This is a genomic window from Pantoea sp. sgz302252, assembly GCF_042610525.1.
In the GTDB taxonomy this organism is placed as follows: Bacteria; Pseudomonadota; Gammaproteobacteria; order Enterobacterales; family Enterobacteriaceae; genus Erwinia.
On record NZ_JBHDVM010000012.1, the window covers coordinates 87,909 to 114,150 of the forward strand.

A 26,242-nucleotide genomic window follows, 5' to 3' on the forward strand; every position below is an offset into this window, starting at 1 on the left:
TCTGGGATGCGGCGAGGTTATACGCCTAGGACGTTGCGCCATCGTTCTTTTTCGCCGCGCGTTTGGAGCGGGTCGCTGCAGCGATTTTACGGGTTTTTTCCGACGGCTTGCGCGGTTTTTTCTCGCTTTTCGCGGTCGCTTCGGCAGGCTTGCCCTTGTTGCTGCGGAAAGCGCTGTCCGGCTCGAAGTTCGCTTTCTTGCCCTGATCGCGGCGGCGCTTGCCGCTGTGCTGCGCGGCCGGTTTTTTCGCGCGGTCGCGTTCGGTTTTGCCTTCGCCACGCGGTTTGCGCGAGCTGGAAATCAAAGCGAAGTCGATTTTGCGCTCGTCCATATGCACCGCTTCCACTCGCACTTCTACCGTATCGCCCAGGCGATAGGTTTTGCCGCCGGACTCGCCAATCAGGCGCTGGCCGACCGCATCAAAGCGGTAGTAGTCGTTATCCAACGTAGAGACATGTACCAGACCGTCGATAAACAGATCGTTCAGGCGCACAAAGAAGCCGAAGCCGGTCACGCTGGAGATAACGCCGGTGAAGTTTTCACCCACGTGATCGTGCATAAAGTCGCACTTCAGCCAGTCTGCAACGTCTCTGGTTGCTTCGTCCGCGCGGCGCTCGGTCATGGAACAGTGCTGGCCGAACTGCAGCATTTGCTGCATTTCATAGTGGTAGCCGCCAGTCGGCGTAGTATTGCCCTGTAGCGTATTGTTCTCTTTCGCCAGCAGATATTTGATGGCGCGGTGCAGCAGCAGATCGGGATAGCGGCGGATCGGCGAGGTAAAGTGCGCATAGGAAGCCAGCGCCAGACCGAAGTGCCCACGGTTCTCTGGATCGTAGACCGCCTGCTTCATGGAGCGCAGCAGCATGGTTTGCAGCATCTCTGCATCCGGACGCGAGGAGATTTTGTTCAGCAGCTCGGCATAATCCAGCGGGTGCGGTTTCGCGCCGCCGCCCAGCGTCAGGCCCAGCTCGTTCAGCACCGAGCGGAAGCTCTTGATGCTCTCTTCGGTTGGGCGATCGTGGTCGCGGAACAGCGCCGGCTCGTGGTTTTTCTCCACAAAGCGCGCCGAAGCGATGTTTGCCAGGATCATGCACTCTTCGATCAGCTTGTGGGCGTCGTTGCGCGCCACCTGCTCTACGCGTTCGATACGGCGATCGGCGTTAAAGATAAACTTGGCTTCTTCGGTTTCGAAAGAGATGCCGCCGCGCTGCTCGCGTGCTTTATCCAGCACCAGATACATGCGGTGCAGCTCTTCCAGATCTTTTACCAGCGGCTGGTACTGTTCGCGCAGCTCCTGGTTGCCCTGCAGAATACTCCAGACCTTGTTGTAGGTCAGTCGCGCCCAGGAGTTCATTACCGCTTCATAATGCTTGTAGCCGGTAAGCTTGCCGGTAGCGGAGATGGTCATCTCGCACACCATGCAGAGGCGATCCACCTGCGGGTTCAGCGAGCAAAGGCCGTTGGAAAGCACTTCCGGCAGCATCGGCACCACCTGCGAAGGGAAGTAAACCGAGGTGCCGCGATTGACCGCTTCGTCATCCAGCGGCGTGCCCGGACGCACGTAGTAGCTGACATCCGCAATCGCTACCCACAGACGCCAGCCGCCGCCGCGCTTTCTTTCACAGAAAACGGCGTCGTCGAAGTCGCGGGCGTCTTCGCCATCAATGGTCACCAGCGGCAGATCGCGCAGATCCACACGGCCCATTTTGGCTTCTTCAGGCACTTCTTCTTTCAGTTTAGCGATTTGGCGCTCCAGCGCCTCCGGCCAAACGTGCGGAATATCGTGTGTACGCAGCGCCATTTCTACGGCCATGCCGGTGCCCATGTTGTCGCCCAGCACTTCCACTACTTTGCCGACGGCTTTGCTGCGGCGCGTTGGGCGCTGCGTCAGCTCTACCACCACTACGTAGCCCATGCGAGCGTTCATTAGCTCTTCCGGCGGGATCAGGATATCGAAGCTCAGGCGGCCATCGTCCGGCACCACAAAGCCGACGCCCGCTTCAGTAAAGTAGCGGCCAACGATTTGGTTGTTGCGCGGCTCAAGTACGCGCACTACTCGCGCTTCGCGGCGGCCTTTACGATCCGCGCCCATCGCCTGAGCCAGGATTACGTCGCCGTGCATGCACATTTTCATCTGCTCGGCAGACAGGTAAAGATCGTCTTTGCTGCCTTCAATGCGTAAAAAGCCAAAGCCGTCGCGGTGGCCGATAACCTTGCCGCGCAGCAGATCCAGGCGCTCCGGCAGCGCATAGCACTGGCGGCGGGTGAAGACCAGCTGGCCGTCGCGCTCCATGGCGCGCAGGCGGCGACGCAGCGCTTCGGTCTGCTCTTCGCCGGAGATAGAAAGTTCGGCCGCCAGCTCTTCACGGCTGGCGGGTTTTTCGCGTTTATCTAAATGGGAAAGAATAAATTCGCGGCTGGGAATGGGGTTCTCATATTTTTCAGCCTCCCGTTCCTTAAAAGGGTCTTTTGACATAGCGGTTCCTCCGTTGTCATCAGCTGCGGACTGAAGGCTGTTCAATCTGCAGCAATTGGTAGAGCGGATGGTTGTCGGCAACCAGATCGGCCAGCGTATAGCCATCCAGCACGGCGAGAAAACTCTGCACCGCCTGATGCAGCGCGCTTTTCAGACGGCAGGCTGGCGTTATGTGGCAAAAGTCACTGTGGCAGTTCACCAGCTGGAGCGGCTCCATATCGCGAACAACCTGGCCTATTACAATCTCATCGGCCGGTTTTCCCAGCCGGATGCCGCCATTCTTGCCGCGCACTGCGGCAATGTAGCCGGCCCGACTTAGCTGATTGATAATTTTGACCATATGATTACGCGATACGCCGTAAGTCTCGGTGACTTCCGTAATGCTGGTCATTCTGCCCGTGGGCAGAGCGGCCATAAAAATCAGCGCGCGTAAGCCATAATCAGTGAAACTTGTTAGCTGCACGGTTACCTCAACGGCACAGCGCCAACAGCGCCGCTATCCGCTCAAAAATGAGTGTGTTGTCAATGATGATAAACCAGCCATCGCGTTCGAGGCCATTTTATTTCAGTAAGCGCTGATAAAGAGAAGGCGGGACAAAACGGCGGGAGAGGGAATCAGGCCGGGCAATGCCCGGCCAGGATAACATCTTAGGCGTCAAATGGGTCACGCAGGATCATCGTTTCGCTACGGTCAGGGCCGGTAGAGATGATGTCCACCGGTACGCCGGTGACTTCTTCTACGCGCTTGATATAGTCGCGCGCCGCCTGCGGCAGGCCATCCAGCGTTTTCACGCCGAAGGTGGTTTCGCTCCAGCCCGGCAGGGTTTCGTAGATTGGCTCAATGCCTTCCCAGCCTTCTGCAGCCAGCGGCGTGGTAGTCACTTCGCGGCCGTCCGGCATGCGGTAGGCGACGCAGATTTTCACTTCTTTCAGGCCGTCCAGCACGTCCAGTTTGGTCATGCAGAAGCCAGACAGGGAGTTGATCTGCACCGCGCGGCGCACCGCAACCGCATCCAGCCAGCCGGTACGACGGCGACGGCCGGTGGTCGCGCCGAACTCGTTACCCTGCTTGCACAGGAACTCGCCGGTTTCGTCAAACAGTTCAGTCGGGAACGGGCCTGCGCCAACGCGGGTGGAATAAGCTTTGACGATGCCCAGCACATAATCCACGTAGCGTGGGCCGATGCCGGAGCCGGTAGCTACGCCGCCTGCGGTAGTGTTAGAGGAAGTGACGTACGGGTAAGTACCGTGGTCGATATCCAGCAGCGTGCCCTGCGCGCCTTCGAACATGATCAGCTCGCCTTTTTTACGCGCGCCGTCCAGCAGTTCGGAAACGTCCACCACCATGCCGGTCAGGATATCGGCAATGGCCATGATATCGTTCAGCACTTTGTCGTAGTCGACCGCTTCTTCTTTGTAGAAGTTCACCAGCTGGAAGTTATGGTAATCCATGACTTCTTTCAGCTTGGCGGCGAACGTCTCTTTATTGAAAAGATCGCCAACGCGCAGACCACGGCGGGCGACTTTATCTTCATAGGCCGGGCCAATGCCGCGACCGGTGGTGCCGATCGCTTTTGCGCCGCGCGCTTTTTCGCGCGCTACGTCCAGCGCGACGTGGTATTCAAGGATCAGCGGGCAGGCTTCGGAAATAAACAGGCGGTCGCGTACCGGAAAGCCGCGATCTTCCAGACCCTTCATCTCTTTCATCAGCGCGGCCGGCGAAAGCACCACACCGTTGCCGATGATGCTGGTGACGTTTTCACGCAGAATACCAGAGGGAATTAAATGGAGGACGGTTTTTTCACCGTTGATGACCAGCGTGTGGCCAGCGTTATGACCACCCTGATAGCGAACCACGTATTTCGCACGTTCGGTCAGCAGGTCAACAATCTTTCCTTTACCTTCGTCACCCCATTGGGTGCCCAGTACGACGACGTTCTTACCCATTTCTAAAATCACCGATTGCTTAAAAATGGATTCTACCACCGTAAAACACGTCTTTCAGCCCTTTTAGCACACGTTTGCGTACTTTTTTTCCCGCCGTGCCGTTGCGGCCCGGCGGAGGCTTTTTTGCGCCGTCAGCCGCCGCCGTGAGCGCTGACCATATACCAAATCACCAGCCCAGCCACCACCAGCCCGCCGCCGAAACGACGCAGCAGCCGGTCGGGGATCTGTGCCAGAGTAAGGATAAAGCGCCGCCAGATGCGCGGCAGCAGCATCGGGCCAATTCCTTCTAAAATCAGCACTAACGCCAGTGCCAGCCAAACAGTTGCATTCATAAGTGACGATCCGGGAAAAAGAGCCGTAGTATGCCACGGCTTTTTGCCGGTTGAAGCGGGAAATGAAAAGAATTGTTGTGCCTCTCAGAAACGCGCTTCGGCCTTCAGCCACCACGAGCTGGCACTGCCTGCGCGCGGACTGCGGCTTTTGGTGCCGTTGTAAAAACGCGAGGAAGGCGCAAACCAGGCGGCGCTGGCCTCCAGCCTGAACTGCGAGTTTATCCGCCAGCCCGCGACGATATCCAGCGCTGAGCCCAGTTTCTTCGTGGTCAGGCGATCGTATTTCGCATCCAGTTCCGTGCTGTTTTTCACCAGCCTGGCCAGATGGTGCTGGCGATAGTAGTGACCAATAACGTCCAGCGAGAAGCGATCGTCAAAAGTGACGCCCGCGCCGGCGGTCAGGATATGGATATTGCTGAGTTCAGGATCCAGCGTATCGCCATAAATTTTGTACTTGCTCAGGCCGCCGGTCCAGGCTTCGTTGCCCTGTAATCCGGTTTGCCGATAGCGTCGGGAGACTTTGCCATTATTGTCATCGCCGCTGCCCCAGGCATAGCCCAGCAGCAGCCTTGGCCGCAGCGGCACCTGTTCAAAGGTAGTAATGACGCCGCCGTCCAGCGCGTAGCCCCGCAGCGCCTGCTGGTCTTTATGCCCGCGCACCGTGCCGATATCCAGCCAGTGGCTGAAAGCCTGCCGCGGCGGCGAGTAAGAGCGCAGCCCAAAATTGAGCTGGCGCTCGCTGTTCTTTGCCCGGTTGTATTGCCAGAAAGCATAGCCGCCTATCCGCCACTGCTCGTCCATTTTATAACGCGAAAACAGGGTCACCAGATTGGTTTTATCGCCGCGCGTATGGCTGTCTAACAGGTTGCGCTGCCAGTAATTGATGCGGCCCGCGCCCACCTCCGTTTTCAACTCATCGCCAAAACGGGCGTAAACGCCATCGACGTTTTCGTCTATTAGCCATTCCCTTTCGTCGCGTAGCAGCCAGCGCCCGAGCCGCAGATCGGTATCCGGCAGCAGCGACTCGTCGAAGCGCAGCCAGAGCTGGTTAAAGTTCAGCGTCTCTGTAATAGCGGCGGCGCTTCCCGTCTGGCGCTTTTCTTTACGGATAAACTCCAGCTCGCCGAAAAAAGAGACCGGCTGGTCTTTATAGCCCCGGATGTTCAGCCGCAGCGTAGGCTCGGTTTCAATTTTATTGCTGCGGTCTTCGCCATACCTGAGCTTGCTGTTTTTCAGCTCCTTCGCCTCATAAATAGCCCGCAGATGAAAAGTGACCGGCGGCTCAGGCTCTGCGACGGGCGCTGGCTCTGCCCGGGAATTCGCGGCCAGCAGCACCAGCAAGGCAAGCGCACTGCATAGCTTCATCAGCGCACCTCCCGGACAATAAAACGTTTTAGCCTCGCCTCGCACAGGGTTATCAGTGCTTCCGTGATGCGGTAACGGTCGGGAAACTGCAGGCTGATAGCGATATGGCGCGCCAACGCCAATGTGGTGAAGATACCCAGATTGGCGATATCGCCCTCGTCCGCAGTCGCCAGCCATGCGGCGACAAAAGCGTCTTCATGCGCCACCAGCGCCCCAGGATCGCCATAGTCGCGCAGCGCCTGCTCGCGCAGATGGGCTACGTAGTTGCCCGCATCCAGCGCTGCCGGCCCGCAGGCGGCCAGATCGAAGTCCAGTAGAGTAAGCCGTCCTGGCCGGTCTTCCGTTATCAGCAGCTGGGCGGGATAAAAATCGCGGTGAAGGAACAGGCTGGTGCCTGCGATCAAAGTCTGCGCCAGCTGTTCGCAGGCCCGGCTGACCTCGGCTATTCTTACCGCCCATGCAGGCCTGGCCGCCGCAGACTGCTCCAGCTTCTGCTGCAGCATTGCCAGCTCGTGGGTGATGGTCCAGCTTTTGCCCGCTACCGCGTTCTGCGCCGCCGTGCTGTGCTGGATGCTGCCCAGCGCCTTGCCAACCAGCTCGCCGATCTCCGCCAGCCGCTCGCTGCCGGGAGAAAGCACATCGGTCACCCGCTTTCCGGCCGCCTTGTGCTGTAGCCAGAGCTTGTACGGCTTCAGGACGGCCAGCGGCTCCGGCACCACAATGTCGCTCTCGTGGCTAAAGCCGTCGCGCCATAGTGCCTGCTGCACGACAAAACCATGCGCTTCGAATCCCTTATGCCGATATTTGCCGATAACGTTCAGCTCGCCAGACGCCAGCTGCCAACGATACGCCAGCACCGCGCGGCGCCCAGGCTTGCAGGCAAGCCTGGCCGTTTCCAGCAGCGTCGCCGAAGCTGGCAGCCCCAGCGCCTGCCGCAAAGGCGCCGCCATTTGCTCTTTGCTCAGAAGCGCGGACAAGGCCGCCGCTGGCTCAGCCTCTGGCGGCGGCTTTTCGTCTTCCGCTATCAGTTCATCGGCCCGTTGCAGCAGCGCGGTAATCTGCCATAGCCATTCAGGCGCACGCTTGCGGAATGGCTCGACGGCCAGCCGCAGCAGCGCCAGCGCCGCGTGGCTGGCCAGCAAAGCGGGAAGCTCGCCGCGCTGCCGCTGATAGCCCGCCTGCAGCAGCGCTACCACGCGGCCAACCTGCACAGGCGTCAGCGTGCGCTCAATTGCCTGAAGCTCAAGCCTGGCCTGGAAAGTGGCTAAATCGCTGGCCGCCTCGCCCGCTCTGGCCCTGTCCCAGTCGATTAGCCGCAGCCGCCCGCATGCATCACGCCGGACCACCTGATCGATAGTGAAATCGCCGTGGATCGGCACCAGCCGGGATACTCGGTTGGTAAGTTTTTTTTCCAGCCGCGCCAGCAGCAAACTGAATGGCTCTACCTGCCCGGGCGCAACAGCGCGCAGCGTGTTCAGTACCTGGCGTGCCTCGTCAAAGCCGTTTTGCCTGTTCGCTTCCGGCAAGGGAATCGACAGGGCGTGTACGCCAGCCAGCCTGCAACCCAGCTCAAAGACGGCCTGCTCCGGCAGGCTGCAGCCCTGCTCCGGACACAACGATTCGCCTTCGATCCAGCGGGTAATCAGCAGTTGCTGCTCAGGAAGCATCGCCAATAGTTCTATCTCGCCGGTGGCGTGCCCCAGCCGGTTCCCGGTCAGCATTGCCCCAAAGCGTTCCGCGCTGGCGAAACGTAGCGTGGCGTAAGCTTTGCCGCCGCCGCTCAGTAGCGCCAGCAGCCTGCGCTCCGGCTTATAGCGTAAAATTTTCAGCTCAAGGGGCGCATCTGCTTTTATCTCCGGTAGCCAGCCGCGCAGCTGTGCATCCCGTTCCGGTGAGGCTTTCAGCAAAGAGAGGCCGGGCAGCGCACGATCGTGCTGTGGGTAGCTCAGGATGATCCCCAGTTCCGGGATCGCCAGCGGGGCATGGGGATCGCGTTCGATCACCAGCTTTTGCCGTTTAGGGTGTCGCCAGGAGACTTCAAAACGTGCCAGCGTCAGCGCTTTGGCCGCCAAATAGCGCTGCCCCTCGGCCAGCTCCAGGATCAGCGTGGCAACGCAGCTGGTGGCAGGTTTATAGCGTATATAGTCGATGGTCAACGCACGCAGCCCGGCAAAAGGCGGCATCGTTCGTAGTTGCTTTGCCAGAAGATCCGCATCCAGCAGCGCTGCCAGTCCCGGCAGATCGGGGTCTCTGATTGTCAGCGCCGCATTTTTATCCTGTAACATGTAATACTTCCCTGTTGTTGCGCTGCTGTAAGGCCCACAGCTCGGCGTAGCGTCCCCGGCTTGCCAGCAGCAGCGCGTGAGTTCCCTGTTCCACGATTTCGCCATCTTCGATTAAAAGGATCCGCTGCGCCCGCGCAGCAAGCGAAAGATTGTGCGTAACCATAATCGTGGTGCGTTCGGCCATTAGCTGAAACAGCGCTTCCATCAGCAGATGTTCGCTTTCGCTATCAAGGCCGCTGCCCGGCTCGTCCAGCAGCAGCACCGGACTTTGCCTGATAGCGGCGCGCGCTACAGCGATACGCTGGCGCTGGCCGCCGGAAAGCGATCCGCCTCTTTCGCTGAGCACGGTGTCGTAGCCCTGCGGCAGCTGCATAATAAAATCATGCGCTCTTGCCAGCTTCGCCGCGGCTTGTACCTGCTCATCGCTAACCTCCCTCAGCGCTGCGATGGCGATGTTTTCACGAACGCTCAGGCCAAACAGCAAACTCTCCTGGGGAACATAGCTGATGTGTTGCCGCACGCTTTGAACCGTACATTGCCGCAGATCTTTTCCGTCCAGCAGGATACGACCGGCCTGGGGATCGTACAGCCGCAGCAGCAGGCTGAGTAGCGTAGATTTTCCCGCGCCGGACGGGCCGACAACGGCCAGCGACTCGCCCGCGCCAAGATGAAAGCTGACGTGCCGCAGCGCGCCGTGCGCATCTGCCCGTGGATAGCTGAAACAGAGATTTTCACAGCAGATTTCGCCACGGATATGTTCTGGCTGACGCGCGCCGGGCCGATCGGTAATAGTCGGCTGCACATCCATCAGATCGGTAATGCGTTCGCCAGCGGCCAGCGCTTTCGAGAGACGTCCGGCGTATTTGGCGTACTCGCGCACCGGCCGGAAAGAATTTTTTAAATAGGAGACGAAAATCAGCAGATCGCCGGGCGACATACGGTTTTTTAGTACCTCGCTGGCGCCATAATAGAGCACGGCGGCAGTGGCGAGGGCGATGAGGAGATCGACCTTGCGTTCCAGACCAGCCAGCAGACGACGCGATCTGACGTTCTGCTGCAGGCTTTTGCCGTCGTCGGCGGCAAAAACTTTTGCCGCGACCGGCTCCAGCGATAGCGCCTGCACCACGCCGATCGCGCCAAAGAATTCGGCGGCGTTAGCCGCCAGTGCGCCTTCGCGTTTGCGCTGGTCGCGGCTGACTTTGTGTACTTTCGCGCTGGCCCGGCGGGTGCTGAACAGCAGCAACGGCATCAGTAGCAGCGACAGCAGTGTCAGCTTCCAGTTGATGTAAAGCATCATGCTGAACATGCCGGTCAGGATCAGGATATTGGCCAGCATCGGCACCATTGCTGTGACTATCGCCTCGCGCAGCATGCCGATATCGTTAATCAGTCGCGTGGTGAGATCGCCGGTTTTCGCCTGCTGGTGGAAATTCAGCGACAGGCTTAGCAGGTGGCCGAACAGCGCCAGCCGCACCCTACTGATAATGCGGCTGCCGGCGATCGCCAGGCCGATGGTGCTTAAATAGCTCAGCCCGGCTTTTACGGCGGCGATCAAAATGACGCTGCCCGCACAAATTAGCAGCAGATTTTCTACGTTGAACTGCGCGACCAGCGCATCCAGCTTGCCTTCCACCGGCGAGGTATGCTGCGCCAGCAGATCGTCAATAATAAACGCCAGCGGCCACGGCTCCAGCAGCCTTGTGCCTGTCGCTAACAGCAGCAGGATCAGCGATCGGGCGATTAGAATGCGCTGTTGCCGCAGCCAGGGAGAAAAGCGGGAAACAACCCGCAGCCAGTGCAGTCGCATTACGGCACGCTCCCTGACGAAAAAGCTATCCGCAGGATCTCTTTAGCTACCCCATCCCAGCTATGGTGCTGCTCGACAAAACGGCGACCGGCTTCGCCCAGCCGCTGGCGCAGCAGCGGGTTGTCCGCCAGCTGCAGCAGGCAAGCGCACAACGCTGCAGGATCTTCCGGCTCGACCAGCATCCCTGTCACTTTGTCGTTTACCACCTCAGCAAGATGGCCGACGCGCGTGGTCACAACCGGCAGCTGCGCGGCCATATATTCGTAGATTTTCAGCGGTGAGAAGTAGAAGTCCGCCAGCTGCGGATAGGGCGCGACGGCGATATCCATTTTGCCCAGCCACTCTGGCACCGCCGCCGGAGCGACGGCGCCGGTAAAAACGACGTTGCCGATTGCCCGACGTTGGGTCAATGCCTGAAGCCGTTCGCGCTCCGGGCCGTCGCCTACTATCAGCAGCCAGCTCTCTGGCCGCTGCGCCTGCAGTAGCGCGAACGCCTCCAGCAGGTTTTCTACGCCGTGCCAGGGCTTCAGCGAACCAACAAAGCCAATGGTCAAAGCATTATCTACACGGTTTGCCATGAGCCGAGGTGCAAAACGCTGTGGGTCGACGCCGTTAGCCACAACGTGGATGCGCTTCGCCGAGGCTGGTGCAAAGGTGGTTAGCCACTTTTTTACGCCTGGCGACACCGCAATAACGGCCGTGGCGCTGGCGAGCAGGCTGCGCAACACCGCTTCGGCTTTTTCTTCCGCCGCCAGCTCGCGATAGCGCTTTTGCTCTTCGATCAGCGGCGCGTTGACTTCCAGCACCGCAGGCCAGCCCTGCCGGTGCGCGTACGCCAGACCAGCAAAGCTCCACAGCGAATAGCGCTCATAAACCAAATCAAACGGCTCTTCCGCCCGCAGCGCCTGCTCCAGCTGCGCGTTGGCCGCCAGCGCTGCCTCCGCTCGGGCCACCGCGTCTCCTGACGGCAGCGGATCGAGCGCCACCAGTTTGATCGGCTGAAGATCTTCAGGCGGCTTTTCGATGCGGCGGGCAAACAGCACGATTTCCGCGCCCTGTCTCAGCAGCGCACGTAGCACCTCCTGAACATGCACGGCAGCGCCTTTGCTGCCAAAAACAGGGATGCCGCTGTCGGCACAGATAAAGGCAATACGCATAGATGAAAATCCTTTTTCCAGAGGCAAAGCTCATTTTTGCCCGGCGTTAAATATTTCTCTCATTTTCAGGGTGTTGAGATCGACGTCATAATCGCGGACGATCAGCTTGCGCGCCTGGCGCGCCAGCTTTTCCCGCAGATCCGCGCTGTCCAGCAGCTTCGCCATCGCCGCCGCCAGTTCGCCAACGCTGTTCGCGGCGACGCACAAACCGGTCTGCTCATCTACCACCAGCTCGGGGATCCCCGCCACCCGCGTAGAGATCACCGGCGTACCCAGCGCCATCGCCTCGACCAGAATCGTCGGCAGGCCGTCGCGGTCGCCATCCTCGCTGATAACGCAGGGTGCGACCAGCATGGCGCTCTGCTGGATCATCGTCGCTACCTCCTGACGCGGCAGCAGCCCGGAAAAACTTACCCTGGCCTGCAGCCCTGCAGCGACAACAGCGGCCTGAAGCGCCTCCCGTTCGGGGCCATCGCCGACCAGCTCACAGTGAAACGGGATATTTCTGGCCTGCAGATGCGCCAGCGCCTCAATCAGTACCCGAAATCCTTTTTTCGCCACCAGCCGCCCTACCGCCAGAATCTTCGCCGGACGCTTAAAGGGGGAAAGCCACGGAAACTGCCGTAGATCCAGGCCGTTATAGAGCCTGCTGACTTTTTGTCTGTCGCCGCCGTAATGTTCACACAGCCAGGCGAGGTTATAATCGGACACGGTGATCGCGTGGCTGGCATCCTGTAGCTTGCGGGGCAGTTGGATATCGGTTTCATAGCGATAGTAGATATCCTTGGCGTGCGCGGTAAAAGTCCAGCTGATGCCGCTAAATTTTGCGGCAAGCCGCGCGACCGTAGCCGCCTGGGTGGCGAAATGCGCATGCAGGTGCCGCAGCCCGAGCTCCCTGACGGCCAGCGCGATTTCTGTTCCCTGCGCGAGATCGTGGACGCTGTGTCCCTGCTCTTCCTCCAGCCGCCTGGCATAATCAGGCAGCGCTGCCATGCCCTTTTTAACAACTGCCCAAAAATGCTCAGCGCTGCGCTGTTTCTCCGGCAGGCGCGTAACCGGCGCTTTTACCGTGCCGATATCCGGCTGAAAGTAGGCCTCCATGACCGGGCCGAGCGCAAAAATAGCGAGGCAAAGACCCGCGCGCTCGTGAGCCAGGATTTCATTGACGATAAAGGTCTCTGAAAAGCGCGGATAGCGCTTCAGCACATAGCCTACGCGCGGTGATTCTGACGGCATGAGGCGCTCTCCCTGGCGGCTGCTCTGTTGAAAATCTGCCTTACGCTGACGGCGACCTGCTCCAGGCCGTTGAAGCTGAGTTTTTCGCGCGGATCAATAAAACGGTGCGGCTGCGCCAGCCAGCCGCTGAGCCGCTCTGGCGTCAGGCTGGCGGGATGCAGCACGTCCGTCAGCCCCAGTTCGGCCAGCCTGGCCGCTCTGATCCACTGCTCCTCGCGAGGCTCGACGCGCGGCACTATCAGCGCGGGCTTATTGCAGGCTAAAATTTCCATCAGGGTGTTGTAGCCGCCCATGGCAACGACGCAGCTGGCATGCCGCAGCAGCGTCAGCGGTTCCGCGACGAATTCCAGCACGTTTTTTTCAGGGAAGGCAACGGCAAGTTGCTTAAGCTGCTGACGCTGCGCCTCCGGCATCATCGAGCCGGTGACCAGCAGCCCGCGCAGGCCAGCCGGTAGCGCGGCTTTCACAAAAGCTTCCGCCAGGCGAAATCCATCCTGGCCGCCGCCTACCACGCAGAGTGCATAAGGCTGTGCGGGGACGAGGGCAGCCTCGTCGGGATGGCTGATACGACGCGCCGCATCCAGATAGCCGGTAAACGTTACCTTGTTTTTTATCGCCGCTTCGAGATTATATTCCTTGCGTAGATCGTAGAGCCGTCTGTCGCCGTAGACCCAAATGTCGGAATAAAACTCCCTGAGCGCGGCGCTGTTTTCCTGCTTATGCCACTGCTGCTTAACCGCTTCAGGATCGTCCAGGATATCGCGCAGGCCCAGCACCAGATGCGTTTTTTTCGCGGCGAGCAGCGGCAGGCTGAGATCCAGCTCGCGCATGGCGCCGCGCGGCACGTTGTCCACCACCATTAAATCCGGCGAAAAAGCGTTGATGGCCGCATAGATAATTTGCGCGCGTAGCCATACCAGCGGTTTGATTTTTTTCCCTAAGGCGCGGGGCTGGTATTTGCCTTCCGGAGTTTTGTGCCAGGAAGGCAGGATCAAACTGTCCGCGCCGGGCGGCAGCGTAAAGACTCCGGCCTCGCGCACGCCGGAAATAAGCAGGATTTCGGCTTCAGGACAGGCAGCGGTGACCGCCTGACAGAGCAGCATATTGCGGCGAATATGCCCGAAGCCCATGGTGTCATGAGAATAAAAGACACAGCGGGGTTTTCTGGAAGAGTCCATTCCATTTTCCTGTGACTGACGCAACTTCATGTCAAAAGTCCATCGGCCTGTTTATCCATTAAGCCGACGGGCGGTTAATAACGGCCCGATTTCTGGTGCGTTTTAATTAATGTTTAATGCGATTAATTAAAGGAAAAAAGCTACACAAAGCTAAACTCAAGGTCAACGACCAGCGGGAAAAAACGGAATATTCACATTTTTGCCCGAGCATTACTTAATAAAGTCGTAACAAAAACATTACGCTTTCGCGGGCAAAAAAAAAGGCCGGGAATTATTTCCCGGCCTGATAGCTGTTTTTCCGTTAGCGCGTGGCTTTGGAAGGCGATTGCATAAAGCGGAAGAAGTCGCTGTCCGGGCTTAGCACCATCACGTCCTGACTGCTGTTAAAGCTGCTGTCGTAGGCGCGCAGGCTGCGGATAAAGGCATAGAAATCCGGGTCCTGGCTAAAGGCATCGGCAAACAGCTTCGCTGCTTCTGCATCGCCTTCGCCTCGCGTCATTAGCGCGGTACGCTGCGCCTCTGCCAGCGTGCGGGTTACTTCGTAGTCCGCCGCCGCACGCAGTTTCTCCGCCTCTTCCTGGCCCTGCGAGCGCTGGCTACGGGCAACCGCTTCACGCTCGGCGCGCATGCGGTTGTAGATGGCATCGGAAACTTCCGTCGGCAGGTTGATCTGCTTGATACGCACATCCACAACCTGAATGCCCAGCGCCGCCATGCTGTTCGGGTTTACCGCAGGCTCTTTGCTGCTGGTTTCACGTTCAACCCGCGCGGCAGCAGAAGCGATAGCGTCATCTGCCGCTGGCGTGGCGATCTCGTCATCCTGGCCCGCGCTGCCGGTGTTCAGGGCATCGCGCACGTCGGTAGTCAGACGACCACGAGAATCCGTTACGATATCCTTCACGTCCAGGCGGCCTATCTCAGAGCGCAAACGGTCGCTGAACTTACGCTTCAGCAGCACTTCTGCCTGCTGCACATCGCCGCCGCCCGTTGCCAGGTAGTAGCGGCTGAAGTCGCTGATGCGCCATTTGATGTAGGAATCCACGATCAGATCTTTCTTCTCTTTGGTGACGAAGCGATCGGCCTGGTTATCCATGGTCTGCAGGCGCGCGTCCAGCGACTTCACCGACTCCAGGAATGGGATCTTGAAGTGCAGGCCTGGCGCATAGACCAGCGGTTTGTTTTCATCATCGCGCAGTACCTTGCCAAAGCGCATAACGATGCCGCGCTCGCCTTCCTGTACTACAAACAGCGAGGCATAGAGCGCGACCAGCACCACAATAACTATAATGATTAACGGCTTACGCATCCTTAATCTCTCCCTTCGCGCTGGGTGTCGTTACGCTGAGCGTTTACCCGGCGCTGATCCATAATGCTCTCCGGGCTGAACGGCGCGCTGTTGCTCGCGCGTTCATTGCTACCCGAAGCTGGCGGCAAACGCAGCAGGTTGGCGCTGCTGTCCTGGCCGGACGCTGGCGTAGCGCTCTGGCCGCGCATCAGCTGATCCAGCGGCAGCACCATCAGGTTATTGCCCTTGTCGTTAACCAGCACCTTGCGGGTATGGCTAAGTACGCGTTCCATAGTTTCGATATAAAGACGCTCGCGGGTAATTTCCGGCGCGGCTTTATATTCCGGCAGCAGCTTGGCGAAACGAGCCACTTCACCCTGTGCCTCCAGCACCGTACGGGTTTTATAAGCGCGGGCCTCTTCCAGGATGCGCTGTGCCTGACCGTTAGCCCGGGGCTGGACTTCGTTGGCATAGGCTTCCGCCTCACGCACGTACTGCTCGCGGTTTTCACGGGCGGCAATGGCATCGTCAAACGAGGCTTTTACCTCTTCCGGCGGACGGGCCGCCTGGAAGTTAACGTCCAGCAGCGTGATGCCCATATCGTACGGGCGAATAGTTTCTTCCAGCTCGCGCTGGGTTTCGCTACGCACCACGGTACGGCCTTCGGTCAGGATACGATCCATAGTCGAACGGCCAATCACGCCGCGTAGCGCGCTATCCGTAGCCTGTCTCAGGCTGTCATCCGCGTTGGTTACTGCGAACAGATAACGTTCCGGATTCGTCACGCGGTACTGCACGTTCATCTCTACGCGCACCACGTTTTCGTCAGAGGTCAGCATAGTGCCGGAAGCGGCCAGTTCGCGTACCGCCTCGATGTTGACGGCGCGTACGCGATCGATAAAGGTCGGTTTCCAGTTAAGGCCCGGCTCCACCTGGCGATCGAATTTGCCGAAGCGTGTCACTACGCCGCGCTCCGCTTCTTTAATGGTATAGAAGCCGCTGCCCGCCCAGATAACCACGGCGGCAGCCGCGACAATGCCGATTACGCGGCCGCTGCGTCCCGGCGCCTGCTGGCCGCCATCGTTTTTACCACCGCCGAAACCGCCAAGCTTCTTGCTCAGCTTGCGGAAAATATCATCCAAATCAGGAGGCCCTTTATCGCGCCCTCCTTTGTTTCCCCCGGAGTTGCCGCCTTGATTATTGCTGCTCCCCCACGGGTCGCGGTCCTGTCCGTTATTTCCGGGCTGATTCCACGCCATGTTTCTGCTCCATTAAATGTGTATGCGGTGTTATCCCAGAGCCGGGATACGCGAGTCGGGCGTCAAACAATGTACTCCGCCAGCTCCGGTTCCTGCTTGCACAGGCGGCGCCAGTCGACCACAGGCATGCGCACATGTAAACCTACGCTGCCGTCATCTTCGTTCCACTCTTTTTCTATCGCCTGCAGCTGATAAAAACGGCTGCGCAAGCGCCCCGCTTCCGGCGGCAAACGCAAATCGTACTGGGCGATTTCGCCTGCCAGACGCTCGGTCAGCGCCTGGAAAAGCAGCGGAATGCCTTCGCCCGTTTGCGCGGAAAGCCAGACGCGCACGGGCAGATTTTCTTCGTTGCGATCGATGCGCGGCGTAAAATCCTCCAGCGCATCTATCTTGTTCATTACCTGGAGTACCGGAATATCGTTTGCTTCGATCTCTTCCAGCACTTCCTCGACGGCCTCGATATTTTCATCGACCCGCAGGTCGGCGGCATCGATGACATGCAGCAGCAGCGCGGCCTGACGGGTTTCCTGCAGCGTTGCTTTAAACGCCGCCACCAGATCGTGTGGCAGATGGCGGATAAAGCCTACCGTATCCGCCAGCACCACTTCGCCTACGTCTGCTACGTCCAGCCGACGCAGCGTGGGATCCAAAGTAGCGAACAGCTGGTTCGCCACGTAGACCTCGGCAGAAGTAATGCGGTTGAACAGAGTCGATTTCCCGGCGTTGGTATAGCCAACCAGCGACAGTGTAGGAACATCGGCTTTATTACGCGCCTGTCTGCCCTGCTCACGCTGCTTTTCTACTCTTCCGAGCCGGGAAAGGATAAGGGTAATGCGGTTGCGCAGCAGACGACGGTCAGTTTCCAGCTGGGTTTCCCCTGGGCCGCGCAAACCAATGCCGCCTTTCTGGCGCTCAAGGTGAGTCCAGCCGCGTACGAGGCGCGTGGCGAGGTGGCGCAACTGGGCCAGTTCTACCTGCAGCTTACCTTCATGAGTACGCGCGCGCTGGGCGAAGATATCCAGGATCAGGCCGGTGCGGTCGATAACGCGGCATTGGCACAGTGCCTCCAGATTACGCTCCTGGGCCGGGCTCAGGGCGTGATCGAACAGCACCACGGACGCGCCGCTGGCTTTAACCGCCTCGGCTATCTCTGTGGCTTTACCTTCGCCGACAAAATATTTCGGATGTGGCGCCTTGCGGCTGCCGGTCACTACGCGTAATGCTTCGACACCAGCGGAAGAGACAAGAGTTTCGAACTCCTGTAAATCTTCCATATCTCTGTCCTGGGAGAAATAGATGTGTACCAGTACGGCCTGCTCACCGGCATCATAACGGTCAAACAAACTTAAAACCTCTCAGTACCTTGTTGAACCTGCTTTACGATGGCCATACTGCCTGGAATCAGGTGCGAAATGCACATTTGCGCCAAAGATAAGGGCGCGCCGCCCGCTTCGGCTTAGTGATAAGCGCGGGTCGGCATGTCATTGCCAGGACGGGCGGGCTGGCCCGTCCTGAAAGAAGAGTGATTACTCTGCGTCGTCACTTTCCTGCTGAGGCTGCGATGAAGCCCCCTGATTACTGCCACCGTGATGATAGTTGCTGCTTCCGCCACCCGCGTTGTTGCTGTGATGGGAGACCGGACGGGACGGAACAACGGTAGAGATAGCGTGCTTATACACCATCTGGCTAACCGTGTTTTTCAATAAAATTACAAACTGGTCAAAAGATTCAATCTGACCCTGTAGTTTAATGCCATTCACCAAATAAATCGAAACCGGAACACGTTCGCGACGCAGTGCGTTCAAGAACGGATCTTGCAATGATTGCCCCTTAGCCATTCTATCTTTTCCTTATATGCTTGTTGTTTACTACTCAAAATACTACGTAAAATTTGCGCACGATAACGCACCAATTGTACACAATCACCCGGCCTTCGCACTAAGAACCTGTAACACTTCTGCCAGTGCCGCCTCAGGCTGTTCGCTATCCAGCCAGTGAACGCCCTGCCAGCCGCGTAGCCAGGTTATCTGGCGCTTGGCCAGCTGCCGTGTCGCGCAAATTCCCCGATAAACCATTTCATCATAATCTGTCTCGCCCTGCAGATATGACCACATCTGGCGATAACCGACACAACGAATGGAAGGCATATCCGTATGCAAATCACCTCGTGCGAAAAGCGCCCGAGCCTCCGCTTCAAATCCTGACGCCAGCATTTGCTGAAAACGTAGAGCGATGCGCTGATGAATTAGTTCCCGACTTTTAGGTGCAATCGCAAACTGCGCCACATCATAGGGTAAGGCTTCGCCCGCCGTTTTCGTCAGTTCTGTTAAAGTTTTACCTGAAATAAAAAAAACTTCCAGTGCTCGCGAGAGTCTCTGGGGATCATTCGGATGAATACGATTCCCTGCAACGGGATCTATTTCACATAATTCACGGTGAAGCGCTTCCCAGCCTTCTTCACTTGCTCTTTGCTCTATACGCTGGCGCACTGCAGAATCGGCCGGGGGCAGCGGCGATAATCCTTCCAGCAGCGCCTTGTAATAGAGCATGGTGCCACCAACAAGCAGCGGAATGCGCCCGCTTTGGCTTATTTCCGCCATTTCCGCCAGCGCGTCGCGGCGGAACTCCGCCGCCGAGTAGGTCTCTGCCGGATCGCGAATGTCCAGCAAACGGTGGGGCGCGAGCCGCCGTTCCTCTGCTGAGGGCTTGGCGGTGCCGATATCCATACCGCGATAAATCAGGGCGGAATCAACGCTAATCAGCTCTACCGGTAGCTGCTGGCGCAGGGCTATCGCCAGCGCCGTCTTGCCGGAGGCCGTAGGCCCCATCAAAAAAATTGCCTTAGGCCGGCCAGCCGTGGATAAGTCACTCATGCTTCAGGGCATTCATCGCCAGTTCAGTATCAATATACTGTAAGAGTCCGGAAGGCGGCGCTTTAATCAGCTGCGGACAAAGTCTTTCGACCTCCGCCAGCAGCGCGATCGCCTGTGAGTGATTCCAGTGCGGACGCTCGGTTACGGTATGGCGCGCTAACCATTGCGCCGCCTGCGTAACGGAAACCTCCGGCTGTTGGGCAAGATAGCCTAACAGTTCAGGAATCAAGATTTGTAAATTTTGTTGGCGCAATGGTAAAGGTACGGCGCGCAGCGTCACGTGCTGCCCTTCCGCCTCCAGCTCTACGCCCATTTGCTTTAATAAAGCCGCATAGCGGCTGGTCGCTTCACGCTCTGGCTTCGCCATTTTTATCCTGACCGGGATCAGCAGCGGCTGCGGCTTCAGGGCTTCTTCGCCAGGCGTTAGCTGCGCCTGTTTTAACCAGCGCTCCGCCACGGGCAGCGAAATCAATGCCAGACGCTCGCCCGCTTCCAGCAGCGCAAATTCGTTGTGCAGCACGGTCAGCACGCGGCCAAAGCTTTCGCTGTGGCCACTGAGCACGGGCCCGTGCTCCTCATGTACGCTTCTATCGGAAGCTTGTGGCTTTTCTTCTTTCTGCGCGGCAGGCAGATCGGGCGTTTGCAATAGCTGGCGATAGAGTGCGCCTTCTTTCTTCTGATAGCCCGGCGTCTGGTGCTGCCAGCTTGCCGCTGCTCCGCCGCCGTGGCCGCCACGGTTTTCCCGGCTGCCGCTTTCTCTACTGCCGTAACCACTCTGGCTTTCCCTGCTGCCGCTGTAACTGCTCTGGCTTTCTCTGCCGCCGCTTTCCCTTTCTCCGGCGCTTCCAGCCTGCGCAGGCGCGGAAAAATGATTACCGCCAGCCGCCTGACGGTTTTCCGGCTGCCAGCGCTCGCCCGGCTCCTCTGCGGCCATACCCGGCAGCGATTCCGCACCGGCTTCTTGCAGCACGCTAATCACGCCCTGATAAATAAAGTCGTGCACCAGGCGAGACTGATGAAAACGCACTTCGTGTTTAGCAGGATGTACGTTGACGTCTACCTGATGCGGGTCGATGGTCAGGTAAAGCACATAGGCTGGCTGGTGATCGCCCAGCTTATCCTGATAGGCCTGTCGAATAGCATGGTTGATCAGGCGGTCGCGCATCATGCGGCCGTTGACATAGCAATATTGCAGATCGGTAACGGCACGCGCGCCAGCCGGATCCGCCACCCAGCCCTGTAAAGCGAGGTCGCCGTGCTGCCACTCAATCGCCAGCGCGTGACTGAGGAAAGCGGTACCGCAGATAGCGCCCAGCCGCCGCTCGCGCTGCTTGCTGTCGCTGACGCCGCGATACTGGCGAATCAGCTTGCCGTTATGAGTCAGCGAAAAGGCCACGTCAAACCTTGCCAGCGCGATGCGGCGGATCACCTCGTCGATATGGGTGAATTCGGTCTTTTCCGTACGCATAAACTTGCGGCGGGCTGGCGTGTTATAGAAAAGGTCCAGCACCTCCAGCGTGGTGCCAACCGGATGCGCCGCAGGCTTAATAGTGACGTCCATATCGCGGCCTTCCGCATAGGCCTGCCAGGCTTCCGCCTGATCCGCCGTACGCGAGGTTAAGGTCAGGCGCGAAACCGAGCTGATACTGGCCAGCGCTTCGCCACGAAACCCCATGGTCATAATAGCTTCCAGATCGTCAAGCGTAGTGATCTTACTGGTAGCGTGGCGGGCCAGCGCCATTGCCAGCTCGGCCTTGTTGATACCGCAGCCGTTATCGCGGATGCGGATCAGTTTGGCGCCGCCTTTGTCTATTTCTATATCTATTCTTGTCGCGCCAGCGTCCAGGCTGTTTTCTACCAGTTCCTTCACTACCGACGCCGGACGCTCCACAACTTCACCTGCTGCGATCTGGTTGGCAAGCTGTGGTGGCAGTACCTGAATCGGCATAGAGAATCCTTGTTTACGAAGTTGGAATAGTTAAGGTCTGGCCCAGCATAACATTTTGCGATTTCATGTTATTCGCCTGCTGAATGGCTTTTGGGCTGACGCCGTAATGCGCGGCGATGGCGGTCAGCGAGTCGCCGCGCACCACTTTATGCCGCTGCGGACGATTTGCGCTGAGCTTCACGCCCGAAGCGGGCACCTTCAGCCGCTGCCCGACCCAGACCACATCTCTTTTCAACGTATTCATTGAGCGCAGCATTGCCATACTCACGCCATAATGCGCGGCGATACCGGAGAGCGTTTCGCCCCTTTTCACTACGTGGCGCGTAACCGCACCGGTATAGCTTGTGCTGGCTGGCGCCGGGTTAGGCTGCACATCAACCGCCGTTGCGGACTGCAACGGTCGGTTTTCCTCCTTTGGGACGGATTGCAGCGGATGCGCCAGGAAGTAATTGCGCAGGCCTTTGTAAATCGACTCGGCAATCTTCTGCTGGTAAGCGCTACTGCCAAGCAGTCGCTCCTCCGAAGGGTTACTGATAAAGCCGGTTTCCACCAGCAGTGAAGGGATATCCGGCGAGCGTAAGACCCCAAGGCTGGCATGTTCCGGGCGACGTTTATGCAGCGAGCCGACGCGCTGTAGCTGCGCGATAACTTTCACGGCAACATCGTAGCCAACGCGCTGCGAATGGCCGAACTGGAGATCCAGCACAGCCTGGCTCAGATAAGGATCTGCCTGGCTGTTCGCCAGCAGATCGCCCGCCCCGCCCAGCAGCTCAGATTGCTTCTCGTGCTGTTCCAGCCAGCCCGCCATTTCGCTGTTGGCGCGACGGTTAGAGAGCACCCATACCGATGCGCCGGAAGCGCTGCGGTTCGGCGCGGCGTCGGCATGAATCGACACCAGCAAATTAGCGTTCTGCTTACGCGCCACGTCCGAACGGCCCATAACAGAAATAAAATAGTCGCCGTCGCGGGTCATTACGCCTTTAAACATCGGATCGTCGTTAAGCAGCGCTTTTAGTTTACGCGCAATGGCGATAGTGACGTTTTTCTCTTTCAGCCCGTTTGCGCCGATAGCGCCCGGATCCTGGCCACCGTGACCGGCATCTATCGCCACGATAATAGCCTCGTCCACCGCGCGAACTCTTTTGCCTGGCACAGCGACCTCATTGCCATTGCTGACCGCAGTTACCGGATTCCCTTTAAAGGGATTATCTGCCGGAGCGGGACGCGATACGCTGCTGACGGCAGCCGAACGCGACGCCGGACGCTCACCATCAATGGTGAAGACCACGTTGTAGTCGTTGCCGTTGCGCTGGGTAACGGCGCGGGTTTTACCGGGCTGCGTTAGCTCAAAGACCAGGCGAATGCTCTGCTTGTCTTTTGGCGTACTGGAGCGGATGCGCTTAACCAGGTTATCGCCGCTAAAGGTCAACGGCAGCCCTTTGATCACGCCGCTCTGGCGGATATCCAGCACCACGCGATCCGGATTGTGCAGCGGGAAGAAGCCATACACCGGCTGCCCGTTGAAGCTCAGCGTCACCGTCGCTTTGTCATTGCCGTTGGAAACCTGGATATCCGATAAATTCGCAGCCAGCGTGGAAAACGTACTCAGTAGAGCAACCAGCAGTAAACCCAGTCTCATCATGATCCCGTTTTCTCCATGCGGGCCAGAATCTCTTCGCCCATGGCCGAACAAGCCTCCAGTTCCGCCTGACGCGCCTCGCCCTGGTAGCTGAGATGCAGTTTGATATCCGGCTGCGGCAGAAAGCCTGCGCCCTGCTGCGGCCATTCGACCAGACAGAGGCTGTAGCCGCCGAAATAGTCGCGGATCCCCATAAACTCCAGTTCTTCGGGATCGGCCAGACGATAGAGATCGAAATGATATACCTGGCGATCCGGCAGCAGATAAGGTTCCACCAGCGTATAGGTTGGGCTTTTCACATTGCCCTGATGGCCCAGCGCCTGTAAAAAGCCGCGGCTGAACGTGGTTTTCCCCGCGCCCAAATCGCCATATAAATAAAGAGTTGCCGCGCCGTGACAGGCGCGGGCCAGGCTGGCTCCCAGTGCGAGAGTGGCAGCCTCGTCGGACAGTGCGATTGCGGTCTTCATTCTTTTCTGTTCAGGATCTCTGGGTTAACAAACAGGTACAGCTCGGAAAACAGGTCGGTCGCCAGCATGCCGCGCGTGCCCACGCGCTGCGACACCGCTTCCGCCGCCGCGCCGTGCGCCACGCAACCGGCGCAGGCCGCATCATACAGCGAGAGCTTTTGGCCTGACAAACTGCCGATAATGCCGGAAAGCACGTCGCCCATGCCGCCGGTCGCCATACCGGCATTGCCGACATCCGCGATAGCGATTTCGCCCGCCTCGCTGGCGATAACGGTGCCAGCGCCTTTTAGTACTGCGACGCCGCCATAGCGTTCAACCAGATTACGTGCGGCAAGTAAGCGGTCACTTTCTATTTCGCTGGTTTTCACGTTCAGCAGCCGGGCCGCTTCGCCCGGATGGGGCGTGATTATGCGATTTTGACGTTTATCGTCTGCGATTGCCAGCAGGTTAAGCGCGTCGGCGTCCCAAAGCATGGGTTTAGTGGATTTTTTTACTTTTCCCAGGGCTTTCTTCCCCCAGTCGCGCTGCCCCAGGCCTGGGCCGATAACGATAACATCCGCCCAGTCCAGCGCCTCGTCGAGCGCCTGCTCACTCAATTCCTGTGCCATTAACTCCGGCCTTGCCGTCAGCAGCGCCGTAAGATTGTCTTTGTGAGTAAGTACTCGCACTAATCCTGCGCCCGCGCGCAGCGCTGCTTCGCCAGTCATGCGGATCGCGCCCGCCGTCCCCTGATCGCCGCCGATAATTACCAGCTTGCCATGGTCGCCTTTATGCGAGGTCGGCTTGCGCGGCGGCAACCAGTTTTCCAGAGCCGAAGCATCATACCGCGCTATCGGCGCATTTTGCCCTGCCAGCCAGGCATCAAGGCTAAGGGCATGGAAATGCAGCAGGCCGACGTAATCGCGCGCTTTACCGGTTAGCAAGCCTGGCTTGAGGGCGATAAAAGTCAGCGTATGGGCCGCGTTAATGACCGCACCAGGCGCGGTTCCGTTAGCGGCTACTAACCCGGATGGAATATCTATGGCGAACACTGGCGCGCCAGCCTTGTTTGCCTTATCAATAAGTTGGGCGTAATGCTCGCCAGGAGCGCGGTTAAGGCCGGTGCCAAATAGCGCATCCACGATAATATCGACTTGTTCAGGCCACGGCGCATCCGGCGCGTGAATTTCGCCGCCAGCGGCCAGCCAGGCTTCCTGCGCCTGTTGCGCTTCTTCGGGCAGCGGCTTTGTTCCTTCGCAAGCGAGCAGCGTAACGTTAAGCCCGGCGGACTGTGCCAGCCGCGCCACAATATAGCCATCGCCGCCGTTGTTGCCGTGTCCGCACAGGATCAGCCAGTGTTGTTTGTCCGGCCAGAGCGCCCGAATTTTCGTGAAGGCCGCCTCGCCCGCGCGCTGCATCAGCTCAAACAGCGTAATTCCCAACGCATCCGCCCCTTCATGCTCAAGTTGCGCTATAGCCTCTACAGGCCAGACGGAATAGGGTAAACTGGTCGGGTTATTCAGCTGGTTCAGGTTAGTCATGTCGCATCCTCTCGATCTTTCGCAATTCGCCCTTGAAATTAAGCAGTGGGGGCTGGAGCTCGGCTTTCAGCAGGTAGGTATCTGCGATACCGATCTTAGTCTGGAAGAGCCGCGTCTGCAGGCCTGGCTGGATAAACAATATCATGGCGAAATGGAGTGGATGGCCCGTCACGGCATGATGCGCGCTCGCCCTCATGAGTTACAGCCCGGCACGCTGCGTGTAATCAGCGTACGCATGAATTACCTTCCTGCCAAAGCGGCCTTCGCCAGCACCTTAAAAAATCCGCAGCTGGGCTATGTTAGCCGCTATGCGCTGGGACGTGATTACCACAAAGTATTACGCAATCGCCTGAAAAAGCTCGGCGATCGTATTCGCGAGCGCTGCGCAGAGGCGGAATTCAGGCCTTTTGTCGATTCTGCGCCGCTGCTGGAAAGGCCGCTGGCGGCCAAGGCTGGTCTGGGCTGGACAGGAAAACATTCGCTGATTTTAAACCGCGAGGCTGGCTCATGGTTTTTCCTTGGCGAACTGCTGATTAATCTGCCGCTGCCGGTTGATGAACCCCAACAGGAACAGTGTGGCCGCTGCGTCGCCTGTATTACTACCTGCCCTACCGGCGCGATAGTCGAGCCTTATGTGGTGGATGCAAGACGCTGTATTTCCTATCTGACTATTGAGCTGGAAGGCGCGATACCGGAAGAGTTCAGGCCGCTGATCGGCAATCGCATTTACGGCTGTGATGACTGTCAGCTAATTTGCCCGTGGAATCGCTACGGCCAGCTCACGGATGAGGATGATTTTAGCCCTCGCGCCGTGCTGCATGCGCCGCCTTTGACCGAGCTTTTCGCCTGGGACGAAGCAACTTTCCTGCGCGTCACGGAAGGCTCGGCAATCAGGCGCATCGGCCATCTTCGCTGGCTGCGCAATGTAGCGGTGGCGCTGGGCAACGCGCCATGGGCGGAAGAAAACGTGGCGGCGTTAAAGAGGCGTCAGGGCGAGAACGTGATGCTGGATGAACATATTGCGTGGTCGCTTGCTCGTCAGCTGGCAAGGCGGACAGAAAACGCGGTTGAGGTTCAGAGCGGGCAGCAAAAACGTTTGGTACGCGTGATCGAAAAGGGTTTACCGCGCGATGCATAAATAAGCGCCTGCGCGCCTTCCGCCGAAAAAATCGGTTTTCCACATGCTGTGCATAAAAATAAAAAAGCTTTGTCATTCAACTGCCATAACAAGCGCAAGCCTTGTTTATAGCAATCTGCAATATTATTAAAATCTTTTAAATCAATAAATTAATCGATTAAGGTGGCAGGGTTTATTTAACGGCTGTGCCCATAGCGCGGCTACAACCTGTGGATAACTCTGTTGAAGAGCATCGGCATCCAGGCAGAAAATGCGAAGCGCAGCTCTGTTCCGGCTGTGGATAACTTATCGGGAAGTTAAGGCACGACTGTCTGAAGTGGAAAAGCCAGC

The 26,242-nt window shown here is 58.4% G+C and carries 20 protein-coding genes; 1 reads left to right on the forward strand and 19 read right to left on the reverse strand.

What is annotated here, in order from left to right; translation table 11 throughout:
• Positions 1-25: 25 nt before the first annotated feature.
• The 19 genes from rnr to nnr all read right to left on the reverse strand — a co-directional run bounded on the left by rnr (position 26) and on the right by nnr (position 24,774).
• Complete coding sequence (rnr, locus tag ACETPC_RS19265) at positions 26-2,476, reverse strand: ribonuclease R (RefSeq protein ID WP_380184098.1); 2,451 nt, start codon at positions 2,474-2,476, stop codon at positions 26-28.
• A gap of 19 nt (positions 2,477-2,495) precedes the next feature.
• The gene (gene nsrR / locus ACETPC_RS19270) at positions 2,496-2,939 is read right to left on the reverse strand and encodes a nitric oxide-sensing transcriptional repressor NsrR (protein ID WP_380184099.1); all 444 of its coding nucleotides are present in this window, start codon (positions 2,937-2,939) and stop codon (positions 2,496-2,498) included.
• A 185-nt stretch (positions 2,940-3,124) separates the two neighbouring features.
• On the reverse strand, positions 3,125-4,423 hold the full coding sequence (locus ACETPC_RS19275) for an adenylosuccinate synthase (RefSeq protein ID WP_380184100.1): 1,299 nt from the start codon (positions 4,421-4,423) through the stop codon (positions 3,125-3,127).
• Between the two features lie 131 nt (positions 4,424-4,554).
• Positions 4,555-4,755: a DUF2065 domain-containing protein gene (locus ACETPC_RS19280; protein ID WP_380184101.1), complete on the reverse strand. Its 201-nt coding sequence runs from the start codon at positions 4,753-4,755 to the stop codon at positions 4,555-4,557.
• 84 nt (positions 4,756-4,839) lie between these two features.
• Entirely contained in the window at positions 4,840-6,120 is a 1,281-nt protein-coding gene (locus ACETPC_RS19285) for an alginate export family protein (RefSeq protein WP_380184102.1), read from the reverse strand.
• Positions 6,120-8,405: a phosphotransferase gene (locus ACETPC_RS19290; RefSeq protein ID WP_380184103.1), complete on the reverse strand. Its 2,286-nt coding sequence runs from the start codon at positions 8,403-8,405 to the stop codon at positions 6,120-6,122. The genes ACETPC_RS19285 and ACETPC_RS19290 overlap by 1 nt, the downstream gene beginning before the upstream one ends.
• Complete coding sequence (locus tag ACETPC_RS19295) at positions 8,392-10,212, reverse strand: ABC transporter ATP-binding protein (protein ID WP_380184104.1); 1,821 nt, start codon at positions 10,210-10,212, stop codon at positions 8,392-8,394. The genes ACETPC_RS19290 and ACETPC_RS19295 overlap by 14 nt, the downstream gene beginning before the upstream one ends.
• Positions 10,212-11,369, reverse strand: a complete 1,158-nt coding sequence (locus ACETPC_RS19300) for a glycosyltransferase family 4 protein (RefSeq protein WP_380184105.1) — start codon at positions 11,367-11,369, stop codon at positions 10,212-10,214. The genes ACETPC_RS19295 and ACETPC_RS19300 overlap by 1 nt, the downstream gene beginning before the upstream one ends.
• Positions 11,370-11,399: 30 nt before the next feature.
• Entirely contained in the window at positions 11,400-12,605 is a 1,206-nt protein-coding gene (locus ACETPC_RS19305) for a glycosyltransferase (RefSeq protein ID WP_380184106.1), read from the reverse strand.
• Entirely contained in the window at positions 12,581-13,783 is a 1,203-nt protein-coding gene (locus ACETPC_RS19310; protein ID WP_380184107.1) for a glycosyltransferase family protein, read from the reverse strand. The genes ACETPC_RS19305 and ACETPC_RS19310 overlap by 25 nt, the downstream gene beginning before the upstream one ends.
• Positions 13,784-14,084: 301 nt before the next feature.
• Positions 14,085-15,089, reverse strand: a complete 1,005-nt coding sequence (gene hflC / locus ACETPC_RS19315; protein WP_380184108.1) for a protease modulator HflC — start codon at positions 15,087-15,089, stop codon at positions 14,085-14,087.
• Between the two features lie 2 nt (positions 15,090-15,091).
• Positions 15,092-16,327 carry an FtsH protease activity modulator HflK gene (hflK, locus tag ACETPC_RS19320; protein WP_380184109.1) on the reverse strand — a complete coding sequence of 412 codons (1,236 nt, stop codon included), beginning with the start codon at positions 16,325-16,327 and terminating at the stop codon, positions 15,092-15,094.
• Positions 16,328-16,389: 62 nt separating this feature from the next.
• Positions 16,390-17,670, reverse strand: coding sequence for a ribosome rescue GTPase HflX (gene hflX, locus ACETPC_RS19325; protein WP_380184110.1), 1,281 nt, complete (start codon positions 17,668-17,670; stop codon positions 16,390-16,392).
• A 183-nt stretch (positions 17,671-17,853) separates the two neighbouring features.
• Complete coding sequence (hfq, locus tag ACETPC_RS19330) at positions 17,854-18,165, reverse strand: RNA chaperone Hfq (RefSeq protein ID WP_246760812.1); 312 nt, start codon at positions 18,163-18,165, stop codon at positions 17,854-17,856.
• A gap of 84 nt (positions 18,166-18,249) precedes the next feature.
• Entirely contained in the window at positions 18,250-19,200 is a 951-nt protein-coding gene (miaA, locus tag ACETPC_RS19335) for a tRNA (adenosine(37)-N6)-dimethylallyltransferase MiaA (protein WP_380184111.1), read from the reverse strand.
• Positions 19,193-21,148: a DNA mismatch repair endonuclease MutL gene (mutL, locus tag ACETPC_RS19340; protein WP_380184112.1), complete on the reverse strand. Its 1,956-nt coding sequence runs from the start codon at positions 21,146-21,148 to the stop codon at positions 19,193-19,195. Before mutL ends, miaA begins: the two co-directional genes overlap by 8 nt.
• A 13-nt stretch (positions 21,149-21,161) precedes the next feature.
• Positions 21,162-22,787: an N-acetylmuramoyl-L-alanine amidase AmiB gene (gene amiB / locus ACETPC_RS19345; RefSeq protein WP_380184128.1), complete on the reverse strand. Its 1,626-nt coding sequence runs from the start codon at positions 22,785-22,787 to the stop codon at positions 21,162-21,164.
• Positions 22,787-23,254: a tRNA (adenosine(37)-N6)-threonylcarbamoyltransferase complex ATPase subunit type 1 TsaE gene (tsaE, locus tag ACETPC_RS19350; protein WP_380184113.1), complete on the reverse strand. Its 468-nt coding sequence runs from the start codon at positions 23,252-23,254 to the stop codon at positions 22,787-22,789. The genes amiB and tsaE overlap by 1 nt, the downstream gene beginning before the upstream one ends.
• Positions 23,251-24,774, reverse strand: a complete 1,524-nt coding sequence (gene nnr / locus ACETPC_RS19355; RefSeq protein ID WP_380184114.1) for a bifunctional ADP-dependent NAD(P)H-hydrate dehydratase/NAD(P)H-hydrate epimerase — start codon at positions 24,772-24,774, stop codon at positions 23,251-23,253. The genes tsaE and nnr overlap by 4 nt, the downstream gene beginning before the upstream one ends.
• On the opposite strand from nnr, the gene queG reads away from it, so the two are divergent.
• Positions 24,773-25,912: a tRNA epoxyqueuosine(34) reductase QueG gene (gene queG / locus ACETPC_RS19360; protein ID WP_380184115.1), complete on the forward strand. Its 1,140-nt coding sequence runs from the start codon at positions 24,773-24,775 to the stop codon at positions 25,910-25,912. The two genes, nnr and queG, sit on opposite strands and share 2 nt — an antisense overlap.
• Positions 25,913-26,242 lie beyond the last annotated feature (330 nt).